This is a genomic window from Alkalibacter saccharofermentans DSM 14828, from assembly GCF_900128885.1.
In the GTDB taxonomy this organism is placed as follows: Bacteria; Bacillota; Clostridia; order Eubacteriales; family Alkalibacteraceae; genus Alkalibacter; species Alkalibacter saccharofermentans.
The window spans coordinates 128091-140731 of the sequence record NZ_FQTU01000003.1; the positions used below are offsets into that span (position 1 = coordinate 128091).

At 43.5% G+C, this 12641-nt stretch carries 8 protein-coding genes; all 8 read left to right on the plus strand.

Annotated features, from left to right (window positions below; genetic code table 11):
* Window positions 1–202 precede the first annotated feature (202 nt).
* The gene (argC, locus tag BUB93_RS03575) at window positions 203–1246 is read left to right on the plus strand and encodes an N-acetyl-gamma-glutamyl-phosphate reductase (RefSeq protein ID WP_073269708.1); all 1044 of its coding nucleotides are present in this window, start codon (window positions 203–205) and stop codon (window positions 1244–1246) included.
* 12 nt (window positions 1247–1258) lie between these two features.
* The gene (gene argJ, locus BUB93_RS03580) at window positions 1259–2479 is read left to right on the plus strand and encodes a bifunctional ornithine acetyltransferase/N-acetylglutamate synthase (protein WP_073269709.1); all 1221 of its coding nucleotides are present in this window, start codon (window positions 1259–1261) and stop codon (window positions 2477–2479) included.
* A gap of 10 nt (window positions 2480–2489) precedes the next feature.
* Window positions 2490–3371 carry an acetylglutamate kinase gene (argB, locus tag BUB93_RS03585; RefSeq protein ID WP_073269710.1) on the plus strand — a complete coding sequence of 294 codons (882 nt, stop codon included), beginning with the start codon at window positions 2490–2492 and terminating at the stop codon, window positions 3369–3371.
* Entirely contained in the window at window positions 3361–4554 is a 1194-nt protein-coding gene (locus BUB93_RS03590) for an acetylornithine transaminase (RefSeq protein ID WP_073269711.1), read from the plus strand. The genes argB and BUB93_RS03590 overlap by 11 nt, the downstream gene beginning before the upstream one ends.
* Window positions 4551–5621, plus strand: coding sequence for a carbamoyl phosphate synthase small subunit (locus BUB93_RS03595; RefSeq protein WP_073269712.1), 1071 nt, complete (start codon window positions 4551–4553; stop codon window positions 5619–5621). Before BUB93_RS03590 ends, BUB93_RS03595 begins: the two co-directional genes overlap by 4 nt.
* Window positions 5614–8808 (plus strand): carbamoyl-phosphate synthase large subunit, encoded by a 3195-nt coding sequence (gene carB / locus BUB93_RS03600; protein ID WP_073269713.1) that lies wholly within the window; start codon window positions 5614–5616, stop codon window positions 8806–8808. The genes BUB93_RS03595 and carB overlap by 8 nt, the downstream gene beginning before the upstream one ends.
* Before the next feature lie 84 nt (window positions 8809–8892).
* Window positions 8893–9483: a glycerol-3-phosphate 1-O-acyltransferase PlsY gene (plsY, locus tag BUB93_RS03605; RefSeq protein ID WP_073269714.1), complete on the plus strand. Its 591-nt coding sequence runs from the start codon at window positions 8893–8895 to the stop codon at window positions 9481–9483.
* Between the two features lie 145 nt (window positions 9484–9628).
* Window positions 9629–12574, plus strand: a complete 2946-nt coding sequence (locus tag BUB93_RS03610; protein ID WP_073269715.1) for a vitamin B12-dependent ribonucleotide reductase — start codon at window positions 9629–9631, stop codon at window positions 12572–12574.
* The last annotated feature ends 67 nt before the right edge of the window (window positions 12575–12641 follow it).

Consider the following 12641-nt stretch of genomic DNA (forward strand, 5'->3'; position numbering starts at 1 on the left):
AATTTCAATACGCATAATTATACAACATAAATGAATAATATGCAATAAAAATTAAAAAATACTTGAAAACATCTGCAAGCGCATGTATAATTATGTGACAGCTAAGGTAGTGACAGCCCTTTGCCATCAGATAACATTATATATGAAAAACGAATATTTATATAGGGAAATTGAATAATTAATAATGAAATGAGGTATTAACATGATAAGAGCAAGCGTAATAGGAGCTTCGGGATATGTAGGGCAAGAACTGATAAGGCTTTTGCATAACCATCCACAGGTGGAGATAGGTTCAATCACTTCCACCAGCGCTGTAGGTGAGAGATATGACAAGTCTTACGGAAATTATAAGAGCATTTATGAAAAGCCCTTTGAAAAGCAGGACATACAAAAGATAGCCGAAGAATCCGACGTTGTTTTTCTAGCTTTGCCCCATGGCGTGGCTTCTCATATGATAACTGAGGAAATCCTATCAAAGACCAAGGTTATAGACATGGGAGCGGATTATAGGCTTAAGGACGTGGATATCTATGAACAGTGGTATCATACAAAGCACTTGAGCCCAGATCTTATAGAAAAAAGCATCTACGGACTTTGTGAAATCAAAAAAGACGAAATAAAAGAATACAGCCTGGTGGCAAATCCCGGGTGCTACACAACCTGCAGCATTCTAACATTGGCTCCTTTGATGACACAGTCTGCATTCGACACGGACTCTATTGTAATTGATGCAAAATCAGGTATAACCGGCGCTGGGAGAAGTCTTGACGTATCAACTCATTATACCGAGTGCAACGAATCTATAAAGGCGTACAAAGTCGCAGCCCACAGACATACCCCTGAGATAGAAGAACAGCTAGGTGCAGTGGCGGGAAAACAGATAAGGCTGATATTTACTCCTCATTTAACGCCCATGAACAGAGGGATACTGGCTACATGCTACATTAAGTTAAAAGAGGACTTGACTGAGGAGAAGATCAGAGAATTTTACCTCGAATATTACAAAGATAGCGAATTTGTAAGGATACTCAGTGAAGGAAATTTGCCGGAGACCAGATGGGTCAAAGGTTCTAATTATTGCGACATAGGACTAAAACTGGACAAAAGGACAAATACCCTGGTAGCTATAGGCGCAATAGACAACTTGATGAAAGGCGCTGCCGGTCAAGGGGTACAAAACATGAATATCATATTTGGAATAAATGAAAATACCGGACTAGAGGATATTCCAATATTTCCGGTTTAAGGGGGAGAAGACATGCACGTAATTGAAGGAGCAATAAATTCACCTAAAGGATTTACGGCAGCAGGCAAACACGTAGGCGTAAAGAAAAAGCGTAAAGACTTATCCATTGTACTAAGCGAGAATCCAGCCGCAGTGGCGGCTATGTTTACCACCAACAAGGTCAAGGCTGCACCAGTGGTCTGGAACATGGACGTATACGAAAAGGGAAAGCCCATCAGAGCTATTGTAGTCAACAGCGGCAACGCAAATGCATGCACCGGCAAAAAAGGCATGGATGATACGGTGCTCATGGCGGAAACAACCGCTGAAAGCTTTGGAATAAAAAGAGAAGAGGTCATAGTAGCGTCCACCGGAGTTATCGGAGTTCCATTGCCTATAGATATCATAAGAGATGGAATCAAGGAACTTTCAAAGGATTTGGATGAGGAGCTTATTTCGGGACTTAATGCGGCGGAAGGAATAATGACGACGGACACGACGATAAAGAACATCGCTGTAGAGATCGAAATAGGGGGAAAGGCAGTAATAGTTGCCGGAATGGCAAAGGGATCGGGTATGATACATCCCAACATGGCAACCATGCTTTCCTTTGTGACAACTGATGCAGATATCAGCCAGGAGCTTCTCAGAAAGGCTCTTAAGCAAATCGGGAAGGATACATACAATATGATATCCGTAGACGGGGATACCAGCACCAATGACATGGTGGTGGTAATGGCAAACGGAATGGCTGGAAATGAAAAGATCACAGAGGAAAACAAGGACTATAGAACATTGTACAAAGCCCTCTATCACATAAATGAGCACCTTGCCAAGGAAATAGTAAAGGACGGAGAAGGCGCCAGCAAATTTATAGAGGTGAAGATAACCGGAGCAAAGACTACGGAAGATGCCCGAAAGATGGTAAAAAGCGTTCTTACTTCAAACCTTGTCAAGACAGCAATGTTCGGAGAGGATGCAAACTGGGGAAGGGTTCTCTGCGCCATGGGGTACTCCCAGGCGGATTTTGATCCGGAAAAGGCAAGCTTGGAATTTGAAGCTTCAGGTCAGAAGATCCTGCTTCTAAAAGAAGGTTTGCCAGTAGCTTTTGACGAAGATTATGCCTATGAGCTCTTGCAAAACAGGGACATAAAGATACATGCGACCTTGGAAGACGGCGAAGCCCAGGCTACCGGCTGGGGATGCGACTTAAGCTACGATTATGTGAAAATTAACGGTGAATACAGAACCTAAGGAGAGACTAATGGACAAATATATAAATCAGGCAAAGACTCTTATGGAAGCGCTGCCTTATATAAAAAAATTCAACAACAAGATCGTGGTCATAAAATACGGCGGCAGCGCGATGATCGATGAAAAGCTTAAGATGTCAGTCATAAAGGATATAACCCTTATGAAGCTTGTTGGGATACGGCCGGTGGTGGTCCACGGAGGCGGAAAAAAGATAAACGAAATGCTGGAAAAAGTTGGTAAGGAAAGCCTGTTTGTTGACGGCCTTAGGGTTACTGACGATGAAACCATGGAGATAGCTGAAATGGTGCTTTCTGGAAGCATAAACAAAGAAATAGTCCAAATGTTTCAACAGCAGGGCATAAAGGCGGTGGGCATCAGCGGCAAAGACGGCAGGACAATTCTGGCTAGGAAGAAAATGCCAGGGGGAAAGGATATCGGCTGGGTTGGAGAGATCGAAAAGGTAAATCCTGAACTTTTAGATAGCTTGATGAATGATGATTTCGTGCCTGTAGTAGCCCCAATCGCCACAGATGAAAACAACCATACATACAATATAAATGCAGATTATGTGGCTAGCGCCTTGGCTTCCGCGCTTAAGGCCGAGAAGCTGGTTTACCTCACGGATGTGGAAGGGGTATTAAGAGACGTTGAGGATAAGGACAGCCTGATATCAAAAATAGCGATAGATCGCATAGAGCAATACAAGGAAGAAAAAGTAATAACCGGGGGAATGATACCTAAAATAGAGAACTGCAAAAAGAGCATAGAAGCAGGCGTCAACAGCGTCCACATCCTTGATGGAAGAGTTGAACACTGTCTTTTGCTTGAAGTATTCACTAACTCAGGGATAGGAACGATGATTTACAAACAGGAGGATAATCATGGAGAATAAAACCATAGACAAGGCTAAAAAATACATTATGAGCACTTATGCGTCCTTTCCGCTGGTATTTGAACGTGGAGAAGGATGCTATCTTTTCGATGACAGTGGAAAAAAATATCTGGATTTTGTATCGGGCATAGCGGTAAATGCCTTGGGTTATGGACATGAAAGGTTCATAGAAGCAGTGGGAGAGCAGCTCAAGAAACTTACGCATATATCAAACCTTTACTATAATGAACCAGCTGTAAAGCTCGCTGAAAAGCTCAGCAAATATTCAGGTCTTGACAAGGTATTCTTCTGCAACAGTGGGGCTGAAGCTGTGGAGGCTGCCTTGAAGCTTAGCCGGGTGTACTGCAAAAAAAATAAGTCTAAGGATGCGTATAAAATAGTTTCCATGAAAAATTCTTTTCACGGGAGGACATTTGGAGCCATATCGGCGACAGGCCAGCTTAAATACCAAAAGGACCTTGATCCGATGATGCCACAGGTGGATTTTGCAGAATTCAACGATATAGAGGATTTAAAATCCAAGATATCTCCTGAGACGGCAGCAGTAATAGTGGAGCCCATACAGGGAGAAGGGGGAATAAACCCTGCACAGGTAGATTACCTAAAAGCCGTTAGAAAACTGTGCGATGATAACAACATCATATTGATCTTTGATGAAGTCCAAAGTGGAATCGGACGAACAGGTGATTTTTTCGCCTACCAAAAATACGGTGTAGTTCCGGATATAGTCACATGTGCCAAAGGTCTAGGAGGGGGAATTCCAATGGGAGCGATAATAGCCAAAGAAGAAGTGGCACAAGCCTTCACCCCGGGAAGCCATGCATCTACCTTCGGAGGCAATGCCCTTTCAGCTTCAGCTGCCTTGGTGGTAGTTGAGGAACTTATGGAAAATGGATTGATCGAAAATGTTAAAAAGCAAGGAGCCTATCTAAGAGAAAAATTAGAGAATATCAAGAATGAGCATCCTGAAATCAAGGAAGTCAAGGGCGCAGGGCTAATGATGGGGGTATCATTGGAAGGCATCGCCCCTGTAGAAGTCGTGAAAAATGCCATGGAAAAAGGGCTGTTGCTGGTAGGTGCGGGAAGCGACGTAATACGGTTTGTGCCTCCTTTGACAGTGGGCAAAAAAGAAATTGATGAATTCATTGGAATTTTCACTGCAGCATTGGAGGATGCAAAATGAAAGCCTACCTCTACCTGGAAGATGGGACGTTGGTGGAAGGAGAGGCCTTCGGCGCAATTAAGGAAACCCTGTCGGAGATAGTATTTAATACGGGAATGACTGGGTATCAGGAAATCTTGACAGATCCCTCATACAGGGAACAGACCGTTGTGATGACTTACCCCATTGTAGGAAATTACGGAATAAACAAAAATGACTTCGAATCCGAAGACATACAGGTAAAAGCCTTTGCCGTTAGGGAATATAGCGTGCATCCAAGCCATTATGAATGTGATGAAACTTTGGATGATTTTCTTAAGAGCAAAGGAATACCCGGGATATACGGGATAGATACAAGGATGATAACAAAAAAAATCAGGAATATCGGTACCATGAAATGCTTGCTTACCTATGATAAGACTTCGGAGGCAATGGAAAAAATAAATACCTACTCATTCCCGAAGGATGTTGCAAGAAGAAATGCCTTAAAAGAAAAAATGACATTTGATGGAAATGGTGCAAAAATAGGCCTTTTAGATCTCGGGTTTAAGAGAGGGATATTGAGAGAGCTTTTATCTTGCGGTTGCAAGGTGATACTCTATCCTTATAACACTGGAGCAGACGAAATAATGTCTGATGGCCTGGACGGATTCATGTTCTCCAACGGTCCAGGTGACCCGAAGGACAATCCTGAGATAATAAGCTTGGCAAAGGAGCTCTTCGGAAAGATGCCCCTTTTTGGCATTTGCCTAGGTCACCAGATACTTGCCTTGGCTCTCGGAGCGGATACCTTCAAGATGAAGTTCGGCCACAGGGGCAGCAATCATCCAGTAATAAATCTTAAAAGCCAAAAGGTTTTGATATCTTCGCAGAATCACGGTTATGAGGTGGACGGAAGAAGCCTCCCCGAAGGAACCGTCAAAACATACGAAAATATAAACGACGGTACATTGGAAGGCTTTGACCATCCCGGGCTTAAAATAAAAGCAGTACAGTTTCATCCCGAGGAAGGCCCAGGGCCTGTTGACGGACATGAGATCATTGCAGGATGGATCAACAACGTAAAGGATGATGAATATAATGCCTAAAAATACAGATATAAAGAAAGTCATGGTCATAGGTTCAGGCCCTATAATCATTGGTCAAGCCGCAGAATTCGACTATGCAGGAACACAGGCCTGCAAAGCCCTAAAAGAAGAGGGAATAAGCGTCGTTTTAGTAAACAGCAATCCTGCGACCATAATGACCGATGACAATATAGCCGACAAGGTCTACATACAGCCCTTGACTCCGGAAGCTCTTAGGTACATCATAAAAAAGGAAAGACCGGAGGGGCTTTTGCCGACGTTGGGAGGACAGACGGGACTTAATCTAGCGATGGAGCTTCACGAAGCGGGCATACTGGAGGAATTCGACGTAAAGCTGCTGGGGACCTCATTGGAAGCCATCAAGAAAGCCGAGGACAGAGAGAGCTTCAGAAACCTAATGAATGAAATTGATGAGCCCATACCTGAAAGTGCTATCATATCGGATATAGAAGCGGGAGTTGAGTTTGCGTCACAAACAGGATATCCGGTTATAGTAAGGCCTGCGTACACATTAGGGGGTACAGGCGGGGGCATTGCTGAAGACGAGGAGTCCCTCAGGAAAATCCTTCATACCGGACTCATGTTTTCCAGGATAGGGCAGGTTCTATTGGAGCAGAGCGTCGCCGGATGGAAGGAATTAGAATACGAGGTGATGAGGGACGGAAACGATACCTGCATCATTATCTGCAATATGGAAAATATCGATCCAGTTGGTGTTCATACCGGAGACAGCATAGTGGTGGCTCCGTCACAGACTCTAACGGACAATGAGTACCATATGCTTAGGCAATCCGCCTTGAAAATAATAAAGGCCCTAAAGATAGAGGGAGGATGCAATATACAGTTCGCGCTGAATCCTAAAAGCAAGGACTATATAGTGATAGAAGTAAATCCAAGGGTAAGCAGATCCTCAGCACTAGCTTCAAAGGCAGCGGGCTACCCGATAGCCAAGATCGCGGCAAAGATCGCAGTGGGGCTTCATTTGCATGAAATTGAAAATAGCGTGACAAAGAAGACAAAAGCTTCATTTGAACCGGCGCTTGATTATATAGTAGTCAAGATTCCCAAATGGCCATTCGACAAATTTGATTACGCCAACAGGACTCTTGGAACCCAAATGAAGGCTACCGGCGAGGTTATGGCCATAGACAGGAGCTTTGAAAGCTCTCTGCTTAAAGCGGTGATATCCCTTGAAGGCAACGTTATATCAATGAGGAAAAAATACCTTCAGGATATGGGTGATGAAGATATTGTCAAATCTCTTTCCAGGGTTGATGATGAGAGGATATTTGTAATATTCGAGGCATTGAGAAGAAATGTCGAAGTTGACGCCATACATGAAATAACCAAGATAGACAAATGGTTTTTGCACAAATTCAATAACATAATAAACATGGAAAAAGAGCTATCTAACAAACCTTTGGACAAGGAGCTCCTCATGAAGGCGGAGCGTCTCGGCTTTACCGATAGGGAGATAGAGATGCTCTCAGGTGAGACATCTGAGGTTATCGATGCTGTAAGAAGAGCACATCAGATATATCCGGTCTATAAAATGGTGGATACCTGTGCAGGAGAATTTGAGTCGTATACCCCTTATTACTATTCAACTTATGATGAAGAGGACGAAAATGTAATCAGCAAAAAACAAAAAATTGTGGTAATAGGCTCCGGTCCCATCAGAATCGGACAGGGTATTGAGTTCGACTACTGCTCAGTGCATGCAGTTTGGGCGATACAAAAAATGGGATACGAATCCATAATAATAAACAACAACCCTGAGACTGTCAGTACGGATTTTGATACTGCAGACAAGCTATATTTTGAACCGCTGTTCATAGAAGATGTCTACAACGTAATCAGACGTGAAATGCCAAAAGGAGTCATTGTGCAATTCGGCGGCCAAACATCCATAAATCTGGCTGCCAAGCTCATGAGCAGAGGGGTGCAGATTCTTGGCACCAGCGTAAATTCCATAGACGTGGCAGAGGATAGAAAAAGATTCGACCGCCTATTGTATGAGCTGGAGATACCACGGCCGGTTGGAACTGGAGTAGCTTCTGTTGAAGAGGGCATAAAGGCAGCCAAAGATATCGGTTATCCGGTACTTGTCAGACCTTCTTATGTAATCGGAGGAAGGGCGATGCAGGTTGTTTACGATGAAAGTGAGCTCGTAAAATATCTAAAGGAAGCAGCCAGGGCATCAAAGAAGCATCCTATCCTAATCGATCAGTACATAAACGGCGTGGAGGTGGAAGTGGATGCAGTAGCGGATGGTCAGGACGTATTGATTCCAGGAATCATGGAGCACATAGAGAGGACAGGCGTCCACTCCGGAGACAGCTTCAGCGTGTACCCAACTCAGAACATTTCGAAGAATGTGGAGGCTCTGATTGTAGAATATACGGAAAAGATAGCAAGAGCCCTCAACGTGACGGGAATACTAAACATTCAATTTGTGGTCAAGGACGAAAAGGTTTATATCATCGAGGTAAACCCAAGGGCATCGAGAACCGTGCCAATTATCAGCAAAGTCACAAAGATTCCCATGATAGATATTGCCGTAAGGACTATATTGGGAGAAAAGCTAAAAGATATGGATTTTGGAACAGGCCTTGCTGAAAAGACAAATTTGGTAGCAGTAAAAGCACCGGTTTTTTCCTTCCAGAAGCTTCTAGATGTGGACAGCGCTCTGACACCGGAAATGAAATCTACAGGTGAAGTATTGGGGATAGACACCAAGTACGAGCCGGCCTTGGCTAAGGCTTTTATCGGGGCAGGATACCGATTCGATCACAAGGGAGAGATCCTCATAACCCTTAATGAAAGGGATGTTTCAGAAGGCTTGGAAGCGGCAAAAGCTTTTGAAAAACTAGGGTTTGCACTGGCGGCCACTGAAGGGACGGGAGCTTATCTCAAGAAAAACGGAGTGAGCTGCATAATTTATGGGAAGAATGAACTGGAAGTAATTAAAGAAAAGATAAAGACCAAAGAAATATCCATTGTAATAAATACTCCTACCATGGGCAGAGACGATTCTAGATTTGGATTTAAGCTAAGGAGCTATTGTCAAAGCCTAAATGCACCTTGCTTTACCTGCATGGATACGGTAAACGCATATATAGCTGCGATAGCTGAGCTGAAGATTGCCAAGGAATTGACTTATGACACCATTGAAGAATACAGATAGAGCATCGGCCAAATTTTTTATTCACCGGCGCTGAATTATGTGTTATAATTATGTTCGCTATTTCAAAAAAAGGTGGAAAATAAAATGGATTTTTTTCTAGTGGTATTATCATATTTTATCGGCAATATCTCATTTGCATATTTGATTACCAAATACAAGATGAAGGAAGACATAAGGAATTTTGGAAGCGGCAATGCAGGTACGACGAATGTTTTGAGGGTCTTGGGTAAAAAGTATGCAGCCCTTGTGTTGCTTGGAGACGTGCTCAAAGGAGCAGTGCCGGTGATTTTGGCCAATGCTTTTGCAGGCATGGACATAACAGTGATGCTTTGCGGCCTGGCTGTAATAGCGGGACACAACTGGCCAGCTCTAATGGGATTTAGAGGAGGCAAGGGCATTGCAACATCAATCGGAGTGTTCTTGGTGTATGATCCTTTTGTTGCGTCGGTTTGCTTAGGGCTGGGAATAGTACTTATAGTTATTACCAGATACGTTTCGCTTGGATCCATATCTGGAATGGCCTTGTTGCCGGTGGTGACATATCTTGCATATGGTGCTGACTTAAGGCTGGTATTCGCTCTTATAATCTCTGTATTCTCAGTCTATAGGCACAGATCAAATATCGTCAGGTTGATTCAGGGCAATGAAAATAAGCTGGGTCAAAAAAAGATTTAAATCTAATAAATTTTGCAGAGTTCTTTCCTGCAAAATTTATTTTTTTGTATTTATTTTTCTCATTCTCTATAGTATACTAGATATGCGTTGTGTTTATCGTTTATATACTATATAAAGTATAATTATAGACTTAGGAGGTTATCGCGTGTCCAATTTAAAAGGAGTCGTAAAGAGGGTTTTTACCAAGCAGATGGAGGAGGACAAGTCACTCACCGTGTATGATTTGTTTCAGTGGAAGACAGTAGACGTTTTCATGAAGAACTGGAAGACAGGAAAGATCATTGCAGATATGCAGGAATTGGAGTTTCCGGAAGGCTATAGTCAGACCGCCTGCAATATCATTGCGACGAAGTATTTCAGAAAAGCGGGAGTGAACAATCCGGCAGGATACGAAAGAAGCATGAGGGAAGTTGCCCACAGGTTGGTTAAATTCTGGGTCGATTCCTTGAAAGATGAGGGAATGCTAAAAAATAAAAATGAATATGAAATAGTTTATGATGAACTCGTATACGGACTCCTCAGCCAGATGTGGGCCCCCAACTCTCCTCAGTGGTTCAATACAGGATTATATAACAGCTATGGAATAAAAGGAGAAAAAGATAATCTTTATTATTTTGACATCGAAAAACAGGATGTGGTGGAGAGCCCGGACAGATACTCAAGAACCCAGGCTTCTGCGTGCTTCATTTTATCTATTGAAGATAAGCTGATGGGAGATCATTCAATCACCGAACAGTATGTCAGTGAGACAAAGCTCTTCAAGGGTGGATCCGGAGTGGGAACCAACTTTTCTAATATAAGAGGAATGGACGAGAGACTTTCAAGCGGAGGGTATTCCTCTGGGATGATGAGCTTTTTGCAGGGTCTTGACCGAAACGCGGGTGCAATTAAGTCTGGAGGGACTACGAGAAGAGCGGCGAAGATGGTCATAACAGATATAGATCATCCTGAAATAGAAAGCTTTATCACTTGGAAGGCAAGAGAGGAAAAGAAGGTCAGAGATCTAGGTAAAATGGGATACGACACCTCCATGGACGGTGAAGCTTATTCAACGGTGGGAGGACAAAACAGCAACAACTCAGTCAGGCTAAACAGATCTTTTATGGAAAAGGTCATGAATTTGGATAAGGATCCTGATGAGGAGATCACATTATCCGGGAGAGTTGACGGAAGCATTAATAAAAACGTAAAGGTCAGGGATTTATGGAACCTTATCAACAAATCATCCTGGGAGTGTGCAGACCCTGGGCTGCAGTTTGACGATTTGTTTAATGCATGGCATACATGCCCGGGAGGTGAAGACGGAAAGGTCGGAGAGAAGTACAATAGGATAAACGCCACCAACCCATGCAGCGAATATGCTTTTTTGGATGATACGGCCTGCAACCTGGCGTCGATAAACGTTTATAAGTTTTACGATGAAAAAAACAATTCTTTTCAGACTGACAGATATGTTCATCTGATTGAGATGATTCAGTTGGTCTTGGAGGCGTCAATACACTGGGGACAGTTTCCCACCAGGGACATAGCAAGAAAAAGCCACCTGTTCAGAACTACAGGCCTTGGTCTTGCAAACACATCCTCGCTTTTATTGGCACTGGGACTCCCTTACGATTCTGATGGGAGCAGGAATCTAGTTGCGTCTCTATCTGGAATCATGACCGGGGCGTCATACAGGATGTCAGCATTCATGGCAGAAGCTGTGGGCCCTTTTGAGCAGTACGATGCAAACAAAGAGCATATGCTAAAGGTAATAAGAAATCATTCGAGAATCGCAGGAGCTCGAGAAGACGATCTGGAGGATATCCACTATGAACCGCAAAAGGTTGACCATGGTGTCCTAAAGGATATAAACATGGGTTACCTGGGAGATGCCCTTAAAAATCTTTGGAGCGAAGCATATTCTTATGGGGAAGCATACGGGTATAGAAACGCACAGGTATCCGTCATAGCTCCTACAGGGACGATTTCCCTTGCCATGGATTGCGGCGCGACCTCGATTGAGCCCTTTTACAGCCATATAGTATTTAAGCAGCTGGTAGGAGGAGGCAATCTTGAAATGGTAAATCCGATTTTGGAGATAGCCCTTAAGAATCTAGGTTATAAAAAGAACCAGATAAAGGATGTCATCGACTATATAATCGAAAAAGACGATGAAGGAAAAGTCATCCACGGAAGCGTATCCGGCGCGCCTCACTTAAAAGAAGAACACTATAAGATATTTGATACGGCAAACACGATATCCCCTGAAGGACATGTAATGATGGTATCGGCTATCACGCCCCTTATCAGCGGTTCTGTGTCTAAAACGGTGAATCTCCCAAATACCGCCACGGTAGAGGATATAGATTCCATTCATAGACTGGCCTGGAAGAGTGGAGCCAAGGCGATTGCCCTTTACAGGGACGGCTGCAAGGCCAGCCAGCCACTCACATCTGGTCTGTCCGGGGAAAAGGAAAGAAGCCTGGAGGATTATACATACCAGGAACTGCTGAACTACAGCAAAAACTGTGTCAAGCACATACCAAATAGAAAAAGACCAGGTGGAATGAGGACTAGCAGGACCCATTCCGCAAAAATAGGTGATATAGAACTTTACATAACCATAGGATTCTACGAAGACGGGCATCTTGCAGAAGTTTTTGTCTCTACGGATAAGGAAGGTACTGTGGTGAAAGGACTATTGGCTTCGGTTTCCAAAGCTCTTTCAAACATGCTTCAGTACAATATACCTCCAAAGGAAATATCCAGGCTTTTAAGAGGTCAGCAATTTGAGCCGGCAGGATTCGTATCCAGGCATCCCTACATAAAGTACGCATCTTCAATTTCAGATCTTGTAAGCAAGATAATCGATATCGAGATGGGTGATTTCAGCAGATGTCAAGTCAAACCCGAGGCATTTACTCCCATGAGCAAAGCGTCATTTGCCTCCGGAGGCGAAAAACAAGGTGCTTTGACGGAAAATAAAATCTCGGAAGATGGAGAACGCATCTATGGGGAAAGCTGTTCGTCCTGCGGCAGCACCAGAATGATGAAAAATGGAACGTGCAAGGTGTGCTTGGATTGTGGGAGCACAACTGGCTGTAGCTAATTAGAAGACGGGCGCCTTAGTTTTATCTGAGACGCCCGTTATTTAGCTTTTAATTTTAGTTTAAATC

Bases quoted from the DNA above. Each gene is read 5' to 3' on its own strand.
- argC (WP_073269708.1), top strand. From the start codon at position 203: ATGATAAGAGCAAGCGTAATAGGAGCTTCGGGATATGTAGGGCAAGAA.
- argJ (WP_073269709.1), top strand. From the start codon at position 1,259: ATGCACGTAATTGAAGGAGCAATAAATTCACCTAAAGGATTTACGGCA.
- argB (WP_073269710.1), top strand. From the start codon at position 2,490: ATGGACAAATATATAAATCAGGCAAAGACTCTTATGGAAGCGCTGCCT.
- BUB93_RS03590 (WP_073269711.1), top strand. From the start codon at position 3,361: ATGGAGAATAAAACCATAGACAAGGCTAAAAAATACATTATGAGCACT.
- BUB93_RS03595 (WP_073269712.1), top strand. From the start codon at position 4,551: ATGAAAGCCTACCTCTACCTGGAAGATGGGACGTTGGTGGAAGGAGAG.
- carB (WP_073269713.1), top strand. From the start codon at position 5,614: ATGCCTAAAAATACAGATATAAAGAAAGTCATGGTCATAGGTTCAGGC.
- plsY (WP_073269714.1), top strand. From the start codon at position 8,893: ATGGATTTTTTTCTAGTGGTATTATCATATTTTATCGGCAATATCTCA.